Annotated in this window: 18 protein-coding genes; 12 read left to right on the top strand and 6 right to left on the bottom strand. The window is 64.5% G+C overall.

The window, feature by feature from the left end; genetic code table 11:
• Positions 1–17: 17 nt before the first annotated feature.
• From AC57B6_RS34980 to AC57B6_RS34970, 3 genes are all read right to left on the bottom strand, one after another.
• Positions 18–1,319, bottom strand: a complete 1,302-nt coding sequence (locus AC57B6_RS34980) for an MFS transporter (RefSeq protein ID WP_496423044.1) — start codon at positions 1,317–1,319, stop codon at positions 18–20.
• 187 nt (positions 1,320–1,506) lie between these two features.
• Complete coding sequence (locus tag AC57B6_RS34975; RefSeq protein WP_106355075.1) at positions 1,507–2,697, bottom strand: thiolase family protein; 1,191 nt, start codon at positions 2,695–2,697, stop codon at positions 1,507–1,509.
• Positions 2,694–3,107 carry a Zn-ribbon domain-containing OB-fold protein gene (locus AC57B6_RS34970; RefSeq protein ID WP_046570488.1) on the bottom strand — a complete coding sequence of 138 codons (414 nt, stop codon included), beginning with the start codon at positions 3,105–3,107 and terminating at the stop codon, positions 2,694–2,696. The genes AC57B6_RS34975 and AC57B6_RS34970 overlap by 4 nt, the downstream gene beginning before the upstream one ends.
• A gap of 166 nt (positions 3,108–3,273) precedes the next feature.
• Between AC57B6_RS34970 and AC57B6_RS34965 the strand changes: the two genes are divergently transcribed.
• From AC57B6_RS34965 to AC57B6_RS34910, 12 genes are all read left to right on the top strand, one after another.
• Positions 3,274–3,969, top strand: a complete 696-nt coding sequence (locus AC57B6_RS34965; protein WP_496423043.1) for an SDR family NAD(P)-dependent oxidoreductase — start codon at positions 3,274–3,276, stop codon at positions 3,967–3,969.
• On the top strand, positions 3,969–4,493 hold the full coding sequence (locus AC57B6_RS34960; protein ID WP_496423042.1) for a bacteriohemerythrin: 525 nt from the start codon (positions 3,969–3,971) through the stop codon (positions 4,491–4,493). Before AC57B6_RS34965 ends, AC57B6_RS34960 begins: the two co-directional genes overlap by 1 nt.
• Entirely contained in the window at positions 4,490–5,497 is a 1,008-nt protein-coding gene (locus AC57B6_RS34955; RefSeq protein ID WP_035520512.1) for a fumarylacetoacetate hydrolase family protein, read from the top strand. Before AC57B6_RS34960 ends, AC57B6_RS34955 begins: the two co-directional genes overlap by 4 nt.
• On the top strand, positions 5,494–7,812 hold the full coding sequence (locus AC57B6_RS34950; protein WP_496423041.1) for a CoA transferase: 2,319 nt from the start codon (positions 5,494–5,496) through the stop codon (positions 7,810–7,812). The genes AC57B6_RS34955 and AC57B6_RS34950 overlap by 4 nt, the downstream gene beginning before the upstream one ends.
• Positions 7,813–7,845: 33 nt before the next feature.
• Positions 7,846–8,583, top strand: coding sequence for an SDR family NAD(P)-dependent oxidoreductase (locus tag AC57B6_RS34945; protein ID WP_046569668.1), 738 nt, complete (start codon positions 7,846–7,848; stop codon positions 8,581–8,583).
• Between the two features lie 35 nt (positions 8,584–8,618).
• The gene (locus AC57B6_RS34940) at positions 8,619–9,893 is read left to right on the top strand and encodes an acyl-CoA dehydrogenase family protein (protein WP_028198083.1); all 1,275 of its coding nucleotides are present in this window, start codon (positions 8,619–8,621) and stop codon (positions 9,891–9,893) included.
• Positions 9,894–9,913: 20 nt separating this feature from the next.
• Positions 9,914–10,966, top strand: a complete 1,053-nt coding sequence (locus tag AC57B6_RS34935) for a phosphotransferase family protein (RefSeq protein WP_030102766.1) — start codon at positions 9,914–9,916, stop codon at positions 10,964–10,966.
• A 70-nt stretch (positions 10,967–11,036) separates the two neighbouring features.
• Positions 11,037–11,807: an SDR family NAD(P)-dependent oxidoreductase gene (locus AC57B6_RS34930; protein WP_474632786.1), complete on the top strand. Its 771-nt coding sequence runs from the start codon at positions 11,037–11,039 to the stop codon at positions 11,805–11,807.
• A gap of 13 nt (positions 11,808–11,820) precedes the next feature.
• Positions 11,821–12,651 carry an SDR family oxidoreductase gene (locus AC57B6_RS34925; protein ID WP_496423040.1) on the top strand — a complete coding sequence of 277 codons (831 nt, stop codon included), beginning with the start codon at positions 11,821–11,823 and terminating at the stop codon, positions 12,649–12,651.
• A gap of 162 nt (positions 12,652–12,813) precedes the next feature.
• Positions 12,814–13,839 (top strand): amidohydrolase family protein, encoded by a 1,026-nt coding sequence (locus AC57B6_RS34920; RefSeq protein ID WP_106355064.1) that lies wholly within the window; start codon positions 12,814–12,816, stop codon positions 13,837–13,839.
• A 111-nt stretch (positions 13,840–13,950) separates the two neighbouring features.
• Positions 13,951–14,895, top strand: coding sequence for a Rieske 2Fe-2S domain-containing protein (locus tag AC57B6_RS34915; protein WP_051743539.1), 945 nt, complete (start codon positions 13,951–13,953; stop codon positions 14,893–14,895).
• Positions 14,896–14,928: 33 nt separating this feature from the next.
• Positions 14,929–15,999, top strand: a complete 1,071-nt coding sequence (locus tag AC57B6_RS34910) for an oxygenase (RefSeq protein WP_496423039.1) — start codon at positions 14,929–14,931, stop codon at positions 15,997–15,999.
• 98 nt (positions 16,000–16,097) lie between these two features.
• On the opposite strand, the gene AC57B6_RS34905 is transcribed toward AC57B6_RS34910, so the two are convergent.
• The 3 genes from AC57B6_RS34905 to AC57B6_RS34895 are packed head-to-tail and all read right to left on the bottom strand — an operon-like array spanning position 16,098 to position 18,101.
• Positions 16,098–16,967, bottom strand: a complete 870-nt coding sequence (locus tag AC57B6_RS34905) for an alpha/beta hydrolase (protein ID WP_496423038.1) — start codon at positions 16,965–16,967, stop codon at positions 16,098–16,100.
• Between the two features lie 7 nt (positions 16,968–16,974).
• The gene (locus tag AC57B6_RS34900) at positions 16,975–17,568 is read right to left on the bottom strand and encodes a thiamine pyrophosphate-dependent enzyme (RefSeq protein WP_030102773.1); all 594 of its coding nucleotides are present in this window, start codon (positions 17,566–17,568) and stop codon (positions 16,975–16,977) included.
• Positions 17,565–18,101, bottom strand: coding sequence for a thiamine pyrophosphate-binding protein (locus AC57B6_RS34895; RefSeq protein WP_030102774.1), 537 nt, complete (start codon positions 18,099–18,101; stop codon positions 17,565–17,567). The genes AC57B6_RS34900 and AC57B6_RS34895 overlap by 4 nt, the downstream gene beginning before the upstream one ends.
• Positions 18,102–18,142: the final 41 nt, after the last annotated feature.

Here is an 18,142-nt window from a genome sequence, read left to right as displayed (position 1 = left end):
ATCGGGAGGTCGAGTGATCAAGCCAGATTCAGCGAATCGAATTTCGGGTAACGGCCGAGCGGCAGCAGCGTGATCGCACCGAGCAGAAAAGCGGCGCCGCAGATCGCCAGCATCGTCGTGTATGAGCCGGTCACGGTGTAGATCCGGCCGAACAGCCACGGTGCCAGTGCGGATGCAATGGTGATCAGCGCGACGTGCACGCCGAACAGGCGCCCGTAGTCGCGCATGCCGAAGTAACGCGCCATCAGATACGCGGCAATGTCGAACTCGGCGCCGGCGCCGAGCCCGATCAACAGCGTCGCAAGCGCGAGCGTGGCGGCGTGATCGGCGCCGGTGGTAGACAGCAGCAAACAGCCGAAAGCGGGCATGGCCAGAGCGACGGCAGCCACCGCGGGCGCCCACAAACGATCGATCAGGTAGCCGACGAGCAGCCGGCCACCGATCAGCGAGAGTCCGAAGCTGCCGAAAATATGACTGGCTTCGGCCGCCGAGAGCCCTTTGTCGCGCAGAAGCGGCACGGTGTTGCTAACCATCGAGACGGTCGCAGCCACGACGAGCGAAAGGGCGATGTTGAGCGTCCAGAAGCGCGCCGAACCAATCGCGTCACGGAACGCGAGCCCCGTGTGCGCCCGTGCCGCCGGCGCTGCGTGACGGTCCGCGGCGCGCTCGCGCCGCCCCGCGGGTGCGTCTTGCCCGTCCGGCGTCTGCAACCACATCAGCACGAGCGGCAACACCAGAATCAACGGCAGCGCTGCCAGCAAAAGAAACGCGGCTTGCCAGTTCCAGCGGCCGATCACCCATGTCACCGCCGACGGAATCAGAATTGCTGAGAGGCCTGTGCCCGATAGCATCACGGCAAGCGCCAACCCGCGATTGCGCTCGAACCACAGGTTGACCAGATGCGTCCACGTGATGTGCATCGTGCCCATGCCTGCGATCGGCAGCAGCGTGCACATAAGATAGAGCCAGCCGATCGAGTGCCCCATCACCTGCATCAGCGACATCAACGCGTAGACGACAGCGAGCCCGATCAGCGACGCGATCGTCACATGCCGCATTCCGTAGCGGTCATTGAGCCAGCCGACGATTTGCGCGCCGATCACCGCTCCACCGAACAGAAAACTGATCGCTGGTTGCAATTCACCGCGGCTCCAGCCGAATGCATGTTGCAGTGGAATCACCAGCGAACCGAATGCATACAGCAGCGAAGCGTTGGCGGCCACGCCGAGCCCGAGCATGGCCATCAGCACGGGGCGCCAGCCGGAGCGGAATTCGGCGAGGTCGATGGCGGCGGATTGAGACGAGTCAGAGGAGGACATCGGCGGTTCCTTTACGGATCGGCAAGCGGCCACTGTGCGCGCAAAGCGCGCCGGAGAAGCAGTCCGCCGCTGGCGTGATATTCCATATACAGAAAACAATTCTACATATAGATTTGTCGGGATAACTCGGTAAATGCCCTGGGATGCCACCCGATTGGCGGCGACATCGGTCTTCAGGCGAGCAGTATCATTCCTTGACCAGCAGCACGCTGGCGCCAAGCGGTCCACCGCCCGCGGCGGCAATCGCCACCTCGTGCGGCGCGACCTGGCGTTCGCCGCCCCGGTTCCATAGCTGCGTACAGGCTTCATGCACGTAGCCGAGGCCATGCGTACGTCCGCCGGACAACTGACCACCGTTGGTGTTCAACGGCAAGGAGCCGTCACGCGCAATACGCTGGCCGCCTTCGACAAATGCGCCGCTCTCGCCGCGCGGGCACAGGCCGAGTCCTTCCATCCATAGCATCGTCAGGATCGAGAAACCGTCATAGAGCTGCGCATTGCCGACGTCTTTCGGCTTCAGATCGGTGCGCGACCACAGCATGCGTCCGACGTCGAAGCAGGCGATCTCCGTCAACGAAATCTGATCCCACGACCACGGTTGATGCAGCGCGGAGCCGATGGCTTCGAGCCGGATCGGTGCGTTCGGTCCATTACGTGCAAGATCGGCGCGTGACAGCACGATGGCCGTGGACGCGTCGCAATGCACGTCGCAATCGAACATGCGCAGCGGCGTGGAGATCATGCGCGAGGCGAGGTAGTCGTCCATCGTCATTGCGTTGCGAAACACCGCCTTCGGGTTAAGCATCGCGTTGGCGCGACAGGTCAGCGGAATCTGTGCAAGTTGCTCGGGCGTCGTGCCGTATTCGTGAAAGTGACGTTGCGCATACAGCGCCATCAGGTTGATGCCGGAGACGACATTGAAGGGCGTGTACCACTGCCAGAAATAGCTGCTGTCGCGACCCACCGTCTTGTTGGTGAGGGCGCTCGCAGTTTTGTTTTTGAGGCGCGCGCTCGCCTCGGTAATGGTACGAAACACCAGCACGTGCTTGCACAAACCGGCGGCGATCGCCATCGCACCGTTCACCAGACCCGTGAGCGGCCCGGGCCCTTCGTAACCCGCGCCATACCAGTTCACCTTCAGGCCGAGCACGTTCATCAGCGCATTGGGGCCTACCGGCGAGAATGGGTTGCCGTTGTCGTTGTCGCCGGGCCAGCACGAAATGCCGTCGATGTCCTCGCGAGTGAGGCCCGCATCGGCAATCGCCTCGAGCGCGGCGTCCACGCTCAACTGCATCGCGGTGCGGTTCGAAGGCCGGCCCACTTCCGACTGGCCGATGCCGCTGATCGCCACGTTCTTCTCGAAGAGGTTCTCGCTCATGTCGCGCTCCGTTCGGGATCGGCTTCGAAGAGCGGCAACCAGACGTCTTCCTGCTGTTCAAATTTCACGCGCACGGGCATGCCGATATGCACGTCGCCGACTTCGCCGCCGACGATATTCGTTACGAAACGCAGGCCTTCGCGCTCGGCGAGTTCGACGATCGCGACGACATACGGCACCGGAAGATCGGGCAGCCATGCCTGATGATTGATCGTGAAACTCACTACCTTGCCGCGTCCCGACACCGGCTTCGCACCGACGTACGACGACGCGCAGCGCGGGCAGAGCGGCGCGGGCGGATGAAACAGATGGCGGCATGCATCGCAGTGGTAGACGTTCAGCACGCCGTGTTCACCGCCTTGCCAGAACGGCGTGGTTTCAGCAGTCAGAAGAGGGAGTTTTCTCGGCATGGATGCGCTTGATTTCGTATTGCCTGGCAGTTGACCGTGGGTTGATGTCGCCATAATATATGAACAGAAACGCGAAAAATGTATTAAATTAGCGAGAACGGTGCAGGGTTTTCCCGCCAGGGAAATCACTCAGAAGCCCGCTCAAACACAGGAGACAGGCGTTCTTATGCCGGCCAATCAACTCATCCATCGCAGGGTCATCGTCACGGGCGGTCTTGGCGCGCTAGGGCGCCAGGTCGGCGCCGAACTGAGCGCGCGCGGTGCGCGCGTCGCGCTGGTGGATCGCGCTGCAAGCGTGGCGATCGACGCTGTCGAAGCGGTATTCGGCAACGTCGATCTTGGCGATGCAGCCAACACCGCGAGTGCGTTCGGGCAGATCGCCGGGCGGCTCGGCGGTATCGATGCGCTGGTCAACATCGCGGGTGGTTTTGCATGGGAAACGCTGGAATCGGGCAGCATTGAAACGTGGGATCGCCTCTACGCGATGAACGTGCGCACTGCGGCGATCGCTTCGCATGAAGTCCTGCCCTATCTGCTGCGCGAGAAGAGCGCACGCATCGTGAACGTCGGCGCATTGGCCGCCCAGAAAGCGGGTGCGGGCATGGGTGCGTACGCGGCGTCGAAAGCGGGCGTCGCGCGGCTCACCGAAGCGCTCGCGGAAGAACTGAAAGACCGGAACGTCACCGTCAATGCGGTGCTGCCGAGCATCATCGATACGCCTGCGAATCGTGCAGCTATGCCGGACGCCGATACGTCGCGCTGGGTTGCGGCGGATCAGCTTGCCGCGGTGATCGCCTTCCTGCTGTCGGACGACGCCAGTGCGGTGACCGGCGCGTGTCTGCCCGTAGCGGGGCGCATGTAATGGGCGCCGCGCTTCCTCCCGATCACGCTGCACAGCGGCAGCCCGGCGCCACGCTGAGCTGGAACGATGGTTTCCTGCTCGGCTTTGCGCCAATGGACGATACCCACCATGAGTTCGTCGAATGCGTCGCCGCCTTGCAGCAATGCGACGAGGCGGCCGTGCAGGAAATGCTCGCGGCTTTCGAGCGCCATGCGCTCGCTCATTTCGAGCAGGAAGAGCAATGGATGCGGGACACGAGCTTTCCCGCCGCCCAGTGTCACGCGGACGAACACGCGGCGGTTCTGCGCTCGGTGCGCGCAGTTGCACAGATGCTGCACGACGGCGCCGCGAGTCAGGTCGCGCGTGAACTGGCGCAAGCACTCGCCGACTGGTTTCCCGGCCACGCCGATTACATGGACGCGGCCTTGTCCCACTGGATGAGCAAGCGCACTCACGGCGGCCTGCCGGTGGTCCTGCGGCGCGCCATGCCGGGTATCGCCGCCGCTGCGTCCGATTCATCCCCTCAAGCCGGAACCTTTCGATGAGACTCGTCACTTTCCAATTGGCCGACGGCGTGCAGCGCTCGGGCGCCTTGTTCGACAACGATCAGGCGGTACTCGATTTGCGTGAGGCGAGCCGCATCGTGCGCGGCGGCGACAGCGTCGCGTTGGCAAGCGTGCAGGCCTTGCTGACAGGCGGCGAGCCCCTGCTCGAAGAAGCACGCGCTCTGCTGGCCCGCGCGCCCGCCGACGCGGTGCGCGAACGCAGTGCCGTGAAGCTGCTGGCGCCGATTCAACCGCCCACGCAGATGCGCGACTGCTCGTGCTTCGAACTGCACCTGCGGCAGAGCTTCGCCGCGGCGCGCCGAGCGCGCGCCTTGCGTACGCCCGACCCGGAAGCGACGCTGAAGGCGATGAACACGCGCGCCGACGATCGCGTGATCGACACCTTCAACCGTCAGCCGATCTACTACAAGTGCAACCGTTTCGCGGTGATCGGCCCCGACGACGACGTGATCTGGCCTGCGTATAGCAAGCTGCTCGACTTCGAACTGGAATTCGGCTGCTACATCGGCCAGCGCGCGAAAGACGTCTCACGCGAGAATGCGCGCGCGCACATCTACGGTTACACGATCTTCAACGACATCAGCGCGCGCGACGCCCAGGCCACCGAAATGGGCGGCATGCTCGGGCCGGCCAAAGGCAAGGACTTCGATACGGCGAACGTGATGGGTCCATGCCTCGTCACCGCCGATGAACTGGGCGACCCCTACGACCTGACCATGATTGCCCGCGTCAACGGCGAGGAATGGGGCCGCGGCAACACGCGCGACATGCGCTGGCAATTCGAGGACGTGATTGCGCATATCTCGCGCTCCGAGACTTTGCATCCGGGCGAGTTCCTGGGTTCAGGCACAGTTGGCAACGGCTGCGGACTTGAACAGCTCCGTTATCTGAAGCCGGACGATGTGGTCGAACTGGAGGTGGAGGGCATCGGCGTATTGCGCAGCAGGATCGTGCGGCCGGTGGTGCAGGAAGTCGAAGCATGAGCGCCGTTCAAACCGACGGTGCACAACGGACGCAAAACGCGCGGCCGGCGCTGTTGGCCGGTCTGAAAGTCATCGACTTCGCCACAGGCCTTGCAGGCAGCGCCACGGCGCTGTATCTGGCCGAAGCCGGCGCGGAGGTCGTGAAAATCGAACGCCCGCGCCACGAGGCCGAGCGCGACGCGGCACGCTTTCATGTGCTCGACCGCGGCAAGCGCCGCGTGACCGAGGGCGACGGTGCCGCGCGGCGCGAGCTGCTCGAGAGCCTGCTGCCGGATGCCGACGTGCTGGTCCACGACCTCACGCCCGCTGAAGCCGCCACATGGTCGCTGGACGACGGGCAATTGCGGCAACGCTATCCGGCGCTCGTCATCGCGAGCGTAGGCGGCTGGCCGCGCCGTCACGCACTCGCCGACGCACCGGTGCGCGAGACGCTGGTGCTCGCGCGCCTCGGCATCCTTGACGAACAACCCGGGCATCGGCCTGGTCCGGTATTTATCCGCATGCCGTTCGCCAGTTGGATCGCGAGTTGGCTCAGCGCGGTGGGTGTCATGGCGCGGCTGATCGCGCGTGAACGCGACGGGCAGGGCGGCATTGCCCATACCAGTCTCGCGCAAGCCGCGCTCGTGCCGATGACGATGCACTGGTCACGCGCCGCGCAGCCCACCCCCGTGTTTGCCAAGGGACTCGACAAGAGCGTGCCGATTCCGCTGCATCGCTGCGCGGACGGCCGCTGGATTCACGTGCATTACTCGCCCGACGCCGCGCCGTGGATGGCCGAAGCGCTTGCTGCAATGGGTCCGGACGAGGTGGCGCGCGCCAACGCACAATGGCCGCCGAGCCATGTCGCGCCCAACTTTGGCGCGAACCGGGAAATCATCGCCACGCGCAACGCGCAGGACTGGGTCGAACATTTCTGGGCGCACGACGTGGCGGCGCAGATCGCCGCGCCATTCGGCGAGATTTACGCCGACGAGCAGGCGCGGCTCAACGGTTATGTAGTTAGCGTGGACGATCCGGTGTTCGGCGCGACGTCCCAACCCGGACCGGCGTATCACGTCGATCCGCCGGCGCACGTGCGCGGACCGTTGCAAGCGCCGACGGCAATACGCGATACAGGCTGGTCGGACAAGAACCGCTTTGGCGCGACCGCTCGCGCGGACACCGGCGCCACTCACGTAGCCCAACCATCGGGCGCCGCGTCTGCGGCGTCCCGTCCGCCACTCGATGGGCTCAAGGTGCTCGACCTCGGCGCGTATCTCGCCGGTCCGTTTGCCTGCATGGTGCTCGCGGACCTCGGCGCCGACGTCATCAAGGTCGAACCGCCCGCGGGCGACGCAATGCGACGGCTCGAGCGCGCCTTCGCCGGCACGCAGCGCGGCAAGCGCGGGCTCGCCCTGAAGCTCGGCGCCGAAGGCAGCAAGCCGGTTATCGAAGCACTGGCGAATTGGGCTGACATCGTCCATCACAACGTGCGTCTGCCGGCGGCACGTAAGCTCGGCATCGCGCCCGAGCAGTTGCGGGCCATCAAGCCGGCGCTCGTCTGCGCGCATGTCAGCTCATACGGTCCGCAAGGCCCGCGTGCCGATTGGCCCGGCTTCGATCAGTTGATGCAGGCGGCGGTGGGCTGGGAAGTGGAATCGGGCGGCGAGGGCAATCCGCCGAGCTGGCTGCGCTTTGGCGTCGGCGATCATCTGGCGGCTTTGTCGTCGGTGTTCGCGGTCCTGCTCGCGCATCTCGCGCGCATGCGGACCGGCGAGGGACAGACGGTCGCCTCGTCGCTGCTTGGCGCGATGACGATGACGGCGAGCGAGGCCGTCGTAATCGAGCGGGAGCGCGCCCTGACACCGATGGCCCATCTCGACGCGGGCCAGCACGGCATCGCGCCGACGCATCGTTTGTATCGGTGCAAGGACGGCTGGATCGCCGTGGCCGCATTGAGCGCGAAAGAAGCCGACGCCTTCACGCGGACCACCGGCGAGAAAGCCGAAGCCATGCTCGCAGCGCTCGATGTAACGGCGGCACTGGCCACGTTGCATCGAGCGGGTGTGCCCGCCGAGCCCGCACTGGAATCGCAAAGCGACGCGTTTCTCGACAGCGCCGACCATGCCGCCGCCGGGCTGCACGCTACGTATGGCCACGCCGTCTACGGCTCGCTGCAGCAGATCGGCGCGCTATGGGACTTCGATGATTTACCGCTCGTGATCGAACGAGCACCGCCCGCGCTCGGCGAGCACAGCCGCGAGGTGCTGGAGATGCTGGGCTTCGATGCGCAACATATCGAAGAACTGGTCAGTCAGGGTGTCGCGCGCATTTGAGCGCCCTATTTGAGCGCCACGGAGACAAGGACAATGAACGAACTGGATTTCACCGGCAAGAACGTGCTGGTGGTGGGCGGCTCGAGCGGTATCGGGAACGGTATTGCCCAGGCGTTTCTGCAACGTGGCGCGACCGTGCATGTGTGGGGCACGCGCGCTTCGATATCCGACTACGCCGATTCGATCGATTCGAATCTGACGGGGCTGCATTACACCCAGGTGGACGTCTCGGAGTCGGCCAATATCGAACGCTGCGAATTGCCGTTCGATCGTCTCGACGTGCTGGTGCAGGCACAAGGTACGGTCCTATACGACCGTCAGGAGTTCAAGACGGCAGGCTTCAAAAAGGTGCTCGACATCAACCTCACCAGCCTGATGACCTGTGCGGACCGTTGCTTCGAACCGTTGAAGGCGGCGCGCGGCGCGATGATCATCGTCAGCTCGGCTGCGGCGTTTCATTCGACGCGCGGCAACCCCGCATACAACGCGTCGAAAACCGGCGCCTTCGGTCTGACTCGCACGCTAGGTGAGGCGTGGGCACGCGACGGCATCCGCGTGAACGGGATCGCGCCTGGGCTCGTGGAAACCAAGCTCACGCGCGTGACGACCGCCGATCCGAAGCGCCTCGAAGGCGCGCTGCGGCGCATTCCGCTCGGCCGCCTCGGCACGCCCGCGGACATGGCCGGTGGCGCACTGTTTCTGGCGTCGCCGTTGTCCGCGTACATGCTCGGCCAGACCTTGCTGCTCGACGGCGGCATGTTGCTCGCCTGACGCTTATCCGCACGCTCACCTCGAAGAGGAATCGCATGTCCTGGGACTTTGAAACCGATCCTGACTTTCAGGCCGAACTCGACTGGATCGAGCAGTTCGTGCGCGACGAAGTCGAACCGCTCGAACATGTATTGGGCAGCCCGTGGAATATCCACGACCCGAAGTTCCAGATTCTCGTGAGGCCGCTGCAGCAGCAGGTGAAGGACCGCAAGCTGTGGGCGTGCCACCTCGGTCCCGAACTCGGCGGCCCGGGCTATGGCCAGGTCAAGCTCGCGCTGATCAACGAGATTCTGGGCCGCGCGCTGTTCGCGCCGATCGTATTCGGCTGCCAGGCGCCCGATTCGGGCAATGCGGAAATCCTCGCGCATTACGGCACGCAAGCGCAGAAGGCGCGTTATCTCGCGCCTTTGCTGGCGGGCGATATCGTCTCCTGTTTCGCGATGACCGAGCCGCAAGGCGGCGCCGACCCGAAGGTTTTCACGACCCGTGCGGCGCGCGACGGTAACGACTGGGTGATCAGCGGGCAGAAATGGTTTGCTTCGAACGCGCGGTTCGCGGACTTTTTCATCGTGATGGCGATCACCGATCCCGACGTTTCCGCCTACAAGGGCATGTCGATGTTCATCGTGCCGGCGGGTACACCGGGCTTGAGCATTCTGCGCAATGTCGGGATGGCCGACGAACCCGAAGCGACGCATGCGTATCTTGCCTTCGATCAGGTGCGGGTGCCGGCCGACCACATGCTCGGCGCGCCCGGCGAGGCCTTCGTGGTCGCCCAGGTACGGCTCGGCGGCGGCCGTGTGCATCACGCGATGCGCACCATCGGGCTGGCGCAGAAAGCGCTCGACGCGCTGTGCGAGCGCGCGCTGTCACGCCACACGCAGGGCACCTCGCTCGCCGACAAGCAGATGGTGCAGGAAAAGATCGCGGACTCGTGGCTCGAACTGGAGCAGTTCCGCTTGCTCGTGATGCGCACTGCGTGGCGCATCGATCGCTATCAGGACTACCAGAAGGTGCGCAAGGACATCGCCGCGGTAAAGGCCGCTATGCCAAAGGTGCTGCACGACATCGCGGCGCGCGCGCTGCATGTGCATGGTTCGATCGGCGCTTCTTCCGAAATGCCGTTCGCCGGCATGATCTCGCGCGCCTTCCAGATGGGTCTCGCCGACGGTCCGACCGAGGTGCACAAGGTTACCGTCGCCAAACAGTTGCTGCGTGACTATGCGCCGTGCGCCGACCTGTTCCCCGCGTACCATCGGCCGACCGCGGCCGCGGCAGCCGAGCGCAAATTCCGCGCGGCGCTTGGCTAACCCGCTCACAGGAGCATGTGATGACGAATTCCGGCTGGCAAGCGGCCGTGGACCTCGAACGGCTCACGCAATGGATGGATGAGCAGTCACTCGAAAGCGGACCGATTGTCGACGCGCGGCCTCTCACGGGCGGCACGCAAAACATCCTGTTGCGCTTCAGACGCGGCGCGCGTGAATTCGTCCTGCGCCGGCCGCCCTTGCACGCACGGCCGGAAGTGTGCGCGACCATCGCGCGCGAGGCGCGCGTCCTGGGGGCATTGGCAGGCACCGCGGTGCCGCATCCGGCGCTGTTCGGATCCTGCACCGACGACGCCGTGCTCGGCGCACCGTTTTATCTGATGGCGCCGGTGGAGGGCTTCAACGCTTCTGCCGCGGCATTACCGGATTTTCATGCGCAGCCGCAAGCGCAGCAACGCATGGGTTACTCGATGGTGGATGCGCTGCTGAGGCTCGGCGAAGTCGATCCATTGGCGGTTGGACTTGGCGACTTCGGTAAACCGCAGGGCTTCCTTGAACGGCAGGTCGCGCGTTGGCGCGGTCAGCTCGAGCATTACCAGGTGCATGCGGGCTGGCCCGGTCCGGCCTCATTGCCGGGCGTCGTCGAGGTCGCGCAGTGGCTGGAAGCGAATCGCCCCGCGCCGTCACGTACCGGCATTCTGCATGGCGATTTTCATCTGGCTAACGTGATGTTTTGCAACGACTCGGCCGAACTCGCGGCGATCATCGACTGGGAACTGGCCACGGTCGGCGATCCTTTGCTCGATCTCGGCTGGCTGGTGGCGACTTGGCCGAATGCCGAGGGTCAAGGCGCGGGAACGATACGTGTCACGCCGTGGCGCGGATTCCCGAGCGCCGCCGAACTGGTCGATTACTACCGCGAGCGCAGCGATCGTGACCTGGGCGCGATCGATTGGTATGTCGTGCTCGCGCGCTTCAAGCTCGGCATTCTGCTGGAGGGCAGTTATGCGCGCTCGTGCGCGGGCAAGTCATCGGCGGAATTGGGCAGCAGGCATCATGCGTCGGCTGTGCGCCTGCTCGGGCAGGCCAAAGAACTGATTGTGCAACTGGCGTGACGCACGGCACTCCCGGCGGCGCAGCGCATAGCGCATTCGATACGAACAGAACCGGAACACGGAGTCAGGCATGGATATCCAGAACAAACGCGTGATCGTGACGGGCTCGGCGAGCGGCATCGGCGCGAGCGCGGTCAAGGCCCTGGTCGCGGCGGGGGCGAAAGTGGCGGCACTCGATCTGAACGACGAGGCGGGCCGCAACGTTGCCGCAGAGGCATCCGCAAAGGGGCCGGGCGTCGCGCATTATTTCCGCTGCGACGTGAGCCAGCGCGCACAGGTCGACGACGCTTTCAGCGCGGCGGTGGAGCGCATCGGCGGCCTCGATGCGCTGGTGAATATCGCCGGCGTTGAGCGCAAATCGCCAGCGGAATCGATCACCCAGGAAGATTGGGACCTGATGTTCGACGTCAACGCGCGCGGCACGCTCAACACCAATCAGGCCGCCTTCGTACATCTGAAAGAACGTGGCGGGCACATTGTCAATTTCGCGTCGGCGGCGGGCGTGATGGGCGTGCCGGGTCTCGCGCACTATTCCGCGGCCAAGGCGGCGGTGCTTGGCTGGACTCGCACGGCGGCCAAGGAGTGGGGCAAGTATCGCATCACGGTCAATGCATTGGCGCCCGCCATGTGGACCCCGATGTACGAAAAATTCCGCGCCCGGCTGGATGCCGAGCAACTCGCCGCGCACGACGCTTTCATGGCGCAGCAGATACCGCTCGGCGGGCGGCTTGGCGACCCGGACACGGCGATGGCGCCGGTGCTGCTCTTTCTCGTCAGCGACGGCGCGAACTTCATCACCGGACAGACGCTGGCGGTAGACGGCGGTCTGATGATCCCTTGAGCGCGGGCACCCAATGACTGAACGTCTGCAAGGTCAGGTCGCGCTGATTACCGGCGCCGCCAGCGGCATCGGCGCGGCGGCGGCCCGGCGCATGTCGGCGGAGGGCGCCACGCTCGTGCTGGCCGATATCGACGCTGACGGTGGCGCTTCTCTGGCGCGCGAACTGGCGAACGCATCGTTCGTGCGCACCGACGTGAGCGTTGAAGCACAGGTCGCTCAGGCGGTCGAGCATGCAGTGCAACGGCATGGCCGGCTCGACTGCATGGTGAACAACGCGGGACTGGTGGGCGCGTTCGGCTCGATCCTCGATACTGACGCCATCGCCTGGCACGCCACGCTTGCTGTGCTGCTCGATAGCGTGTTTTACGGCATCAAGCACGCCGCTCGGGCGATGGTGCGGCAAAAGAGCGGCTGCATTCTCTCGGTGGCGAGTACTGCCGGCGTGATCGGCGGCCTCGGGCCGCATGCGTACACCACGGCCAAACACGGCGTAATAGGCCTCACGCGATCAGCGGCCTCGGAACTCGCGCCTCACGGCGTGCGCGTCAACGCGGTAGCGCCGGGTACAACCGTCACTAACATGATCGTGCAGGGCCGCGGCAGTCTCGAAGCGGCGCTCGGCGCGGCGGCTGCGGCATCGCCGCTCGGTACGCCGCTGATGCCGGAGGAAATCGCGGCAGCGCTCGTCTACCTGGCAAGCGACGATGCGCGCCATGTCACCGCGCACACGCTGGTCATCGATTCCGGCGTGACGGTGGCGGGCGCCACCGGCAGTGGCCAGTTTCATCAGCGCGCGGCAGGTTTCATGGGCCGCATGCCGGCAGCAGTGGAGCGGACAGATTGAATTAATCAGGCAGAGCGCGCCGCGCTGACGTGTCGTGCGCGCATTTTGAACCTCGCGCCGCGGCCCGCATGATATGCGCGCAGCGACGGCGTCAATGAACGGCCATAAGCGGCCATAAGCGGCCCTACCCAGCCATCCCCCGCCATACCAGGAGAACGACCCATGCTGATCGACGTCCACGCCCATCTTTTCACCCCTGCGATGCTCAAGCGTCATGAATTCTGGGGCCCATTCATGAAGACCAAAGGCCTGACCGTGGGTCATTTTTCGCTCGGCACGACGCAACCGTCAAAAGCGCGCGACGACGACGAAGCCGAGGCGAATCTGCTCGCACGCATGACTCACGAAGCGCGCCGCAAGCTGATGACCGAGCGCGGGGTCGACAAGCTGGTGCTGTCCACGCCGTCGCATGCGTTCATGTACTGGGCCGGCGAATTCGGCGACGAATACGCGCGTATCTGTAACGACGAACTCTCGGCGTTCTGCGCCAAGGACCCGGAGCATTTCGCGTTCTGGGCGCATGCGAACCTCGCCAATCCGGCCGAGGCCGCACGCGAAATCGAGCGCGCGGTGACGCAACTCGGCGCCAGGGGGGTATGCGTGGGCGGCGCCAATTTCAATGGTCTCGAAGCGTATAGCGAAGAACTGTTTCCGGTGTGGGAACAACTCGAAAAGCTCGATGCGCCGATCATGGTGCACGGCTTCAACCAGTCTATCTACTGGGGCGAAAAGCATACCGACGACAGGTTCGAGACCACCTCGATCGTCGGCGACTGCTTCGACGAAACGCTGTTTTTCTGGAATTTGATCAACGGCGGCGCATTGGACACGTTTCCTGGCTTGAAGACCTACATCACGCATGCGGGCGGCATGGCGATTTTCCAGCTTGGACGCCTGAACGATCTCAATCGCGTGATGGCGCCGGATTCGCGCAACAAGCGTCCGGTGATGGACTATCTGCCGAACTTCTATTTCGACCTCGATGTGCACGCGACCGGTTTGCGGCGCGGCGTGGTGGAGGTGGTAGGGGTGGACAACCTGTTGTACGGCACGAATTTCGGCGGCGCGTATGAGCACGGCGATCTGACCGAAGGCCTCGGGCTCTCCGAAACGGATCGCGAGAAAATCCGCAGCGGCAACGCCATCAAGCTGCTGAAGCTTGACGTCAGCGAGCAGGTCGCTGCCTGAAGCGCTGGCGCAGGGAAAAGCGCAACACGCAAGGAAGGCTGCAACGCGAGCCGGTGCGATGCGCTGTTGCGCCGCGCCGGCGACACTCGATAAAAAGACGGAGACATGCGTATGACGACAGGCAACTGGTGGGCGGCGGCCCTTCGCGAATCGGTGAACAGCGAGAAGCCGCTCGCGGCCGTGTGCAATGGCGAGGCGCTGGTGCTGTTTCGCAATGCGACGGGCGAACTTTGCGCGCTGGAGGATCGGTGTCCGCATCGGCGCGTGCCGCTTGCACTGGGGACGGTCACGCCGAAGGGGCTGCAATGCGGTTACCACGGCTGGACCTTCAATGGTACGACCGGCATGTGCACGACGATTCCGAATCTGCGTGAGGACGAGCGCGTGCCGTCGCGTTACGGTGCGCGTGCCTACCGGGTTGCCGAAAGCCATGGCTTCGTGCACGTGTGGTTAGGCGAGGGCAGCCCCGACGACGCGCCGCTGCCGGGCGCGGACTATCAACCGCGGGGCAGCGAGTTCAGTGGCGCGGCGGTGGCCAATATCGCCCACGATGAATATCTCGCGGCGATGCTCGACGGTCCCGAATGCCTGCTCGAATTCGGCAGCGTACGCATGACCGATTTCTTCCTCGGCGATCCACGCCTGGAAGCAGGGCGTCTCGTGGTCGATCGCGGTGCGGTATGGAGGACACGGATGCTGCCGCCGGCTTTCGTGATCGATCATCCGCTGATTGTGCGCACGGCGGTACCGCTCGAGGGCGGCACGATCCGTGTCGATCTGCTCGATGCGGACGAGGCGCCGCTCGTGAGCGTGTCCATCGCCTCCAGCGCCAATCGGCGCGGCACCACCAGCCTGTGCTGGCGAGGCTTCAGACACGACACGCGGGTGGCCGGCGCGCCGCTTCGCTGGCATCTCGCCCGGGCTCGCGCACGCGCGCCGTTCCGGATCCATTCAATGATCGACGGCGCCGCGCTGGCTGCGTTGCTGGTGGCGCCGTCGCGTGATCTGGCCGCGGCACGCGCCGCGCGGTGTGCGCCGCTGAGCGAGGCCGCCTGAGCTGCTTTCCATTTCGACAAGGAGCATCACAAGATGAATGCCGTCACTGAAACGCTCGCCGCCGATACGGCCAATGCCGCGGCCTCCGCGGCCGCCACGTCGTCCAGATCGGCGCGCCGCGACTGGACCCCGCTCAACTACGATCTGCGCGACACCTGGTTTCCGGTCTCGCATAGCCGCGACGTGACGGAGAAGCCGATTCGTCGCATCGTCCATTCGCAGCCCTATTTTCTTTGGCGCGACCACGCAGGTAAGCCACTCGCCGCCGAGTTTCGTCCTGAGCAGCTCGAACAGCGCCGTGCGCAGGCTAGTGCGTTCACCGGCGGCTCGGGTTTCTATCCGGTGGTGGAACGCTATGGCTATATCTGGTCGTGGTACGGCAATCCGGATAACGCCGACGAGAAATTGCTGCCGCACATTCCTTTTCTGCCGCTCGACGGCAGCTTGCCCGGTTACACGCAACGCACGGTGCGCTTCGATTCGACTTCGGCGCTTTCAATCGAGAATCTGATCGACCTCACGCATGCCGATTTTCTGCACGCGAATACGATCGGCGACGGCACCTCTGAGTCCGACATAGTCGAAACGGAATGGACCTCGGAGACGGTCACGCGCACCCGCATCGTCACGCAGAAGTCGGTGGCGCCGATCATGCGCTGGGTCGGCGGCGTACGCGCGAAGTACCAGGATTTCCGTGCGGTGCTGCACGTGCATTTGCGCAGCAACGTGTGCATTTCCTATCCGCGCTTCAGGCCCGGCTACGATGTGCCGAACCTGCAGCCGTTCGTGCCGGTGGGCCGCCATCGCTCGCGCTGCGACGTCACCTTCAATACGACCGCCGCACCCATTCCACTGCGTTATGTGATGCCCCGCATCGCGTTCGTGATCCAGCCGCAGGACAACTCGGTGATCCGGCCGCAGAACGAGCGCTATTTCGATCCGGACGAGCGCCTCGATCTGCATTCGCGTTTCGATGCACCGGGAACGCGCTACCGTTTCCTGATGGATCAACTGGTGCAGCGGCAGGCGCGCGGCGACTTCTCGTATGGATCGGACGCCGAACCGGGACGTGATATTCGTGCGCTGCTGGGGATGGTGGATTGAGCGGGCTTCGCGAAAGCTGAAGCGGGAGCAGGCGCGCTGCGTGACGTTCGCATCCGCGCTTGCACGCCGCACTTCGCACTCCGCATGCCGCGCTAGCGTTATCGCATCTGGACGAAATCGCGGCAGCGCACGAAGAACGGATGGGTCTGATCCGCGAAGGCCTGCAACACGTCGAAATGGTCGCAGTCGTCGATACGGTAATACGGCATGAACCGCTTGGCCTTTCCGAATGCCGTTTCGTAAGCGCGAGCCTGCTGATGAAACGCCGGCGTCTCGACGCCGCCCACGGCGATCAATTGCGGCGCGTCGGTCGCGGGCGGATGTCGTAATGCACTCACGGCGCGCGCCTGCTCACGATCGAGTTGCAAGCCTTCGTTGATCGAGGTTTCGCACAGCGGTTCCAGGTCGAACAGTGCCGAGATCAGGATCGCGCCGCTGAGCATCTGCTTCGGCAGATCGTCGCCGAGCGCATCCCAATGCGTCGCTATCATTCGCGACGCGAGGTGGCCGCCCGCCGAATGGCCACTGACGAACCAGCGCTCGCGCGAGCAGCCGAGTTCGCCCGCATGACGCCACAGCCATGCAAGCGCCCGTTGCGACTGCGCGACGATTTCGTCGACTGACACGGCCGGACACAACGTGTAGTTCACCAGCACGACCGATATGCCTTCGGCCACGAACGGCTCGGCCACGAAGCTATAGACCGACTTGTCGCCGCGCTGCCAGAAGCCGCCGTGAAAGAAAATCAGCAGCGGTGCGTCGGCGGACGCTGCAGGAAAGTAGTCCAGACGATCCCGCGGCCCCGGACCGTATACGACATTTAGTTGCGCGCGAGGCGAGCGGCGGAACGCGGCCGAACGCGACAGCCATGCTTGCAGCAGGTTCGCTTCGAAATCGGGGCGCAGCAGACGCATGTTGTACTGCGCCTCGAGTTCAGCGGAAAGCGGAGTCGTCGTGGACGGTTTCATAGCCTGATCACAGCAAAGCGAAGCCGAGCGCCTGACGGAAGCGATTTTTCACGAAGACGCCATCGCGCGACGGCAACGCACGTGGCAACTCGTCCGCTTTGACATGCACCTGCGCGAAGTTCAGACCCGCTCGCGCGTTGATCCGCCCGGCTAGCGCCTCGACGTCGTCGAGCGAGTGAATTTCCGCAGCCTGCTCGATGCCGCATGCGCGAGCCACCTGCGCGAGCCTGGTCCCAAGACTGCTATGGCTGCGCTGCATGCCTGTCTCACCGAAATGGCCGTTGTCCAGTACGACCACGGACAGATTGGGCGGCTGCTGTGCGCCGGCGGTCGCGAGGCTGCCGACGCCCATCAACTGCTCGCCGTCACCGGTAATCGCCAGCACGGGGCGATCGGGTTGCGCGAGTGCGAGGCCCAACGCGATCGAGGTCGAGCCGCCCATTGCGCCCCAGAGATAGAAGTAGCGGTCCGAGTCGCCGGAAGCAAAGACGTCGTAGGTCGGCGAACCGAGACCCGTGACCACCAGTGCGTTCGGGCATAGCGCGAGCAGGCGGGCGACAAACTCGCGGCGATCGATCGAGGCGGAAGATGAGGTGTTCATTTGCGTTCCCACTGTTTGCGTCCGATGAGGCGCTGCGACAGCAGCACGGCGACCTGCTGACCGCCTTCGAAGGCGGCGTCGAGTCCGGCGGACACCATGTCATCGACTTCGTCAGGTGTCGAAGCGCGCAATACGGTGATTCCCATCAATTCGAGCGCCGCCTGGGTCGCCTGGCCCATCGGGCATTGCCACGGGTTGAACTCGGCGTACTCGCCGCGCATCGTCACGAGCGTCAGAAACGGGAAGCGGCAACTTTGCAACAGCGAGAACATGTTCACGCAATTGCCGACGCCGCTGCTCTGCATCAGCAGCACCGCGCGCTGGCCGCCGAGCCACGCGCCACTCGTGAGCGCGACGCCTTCCTCTTCGGTGGTGAGCACGATGTCGCGCATCTGCGGGTCCTGCTGGACGCGGCGGATCACGTGCGCGTGGCCGGCATCCGGCACGTAGGCGACCTGGCGCACGTCGCCGCGCTTCAGAATGGAGAAAATGCTCTCCTGCCAGTTCAGTACTGGCGACTCGGTTGTACTCATGTCTCCTCGTCAATCCGTGAATGTGTAGCGCTATGCTAGGG

The organism is Paraburkholderia sp. BGA-UO-ETr-F12, assembly GCF_059567945.1.
The sequence above is the reverse complement of the archived record's forward strand: the minus strand, read 5'-3'. Positions and strand labels throughout refer to the sequence as shown.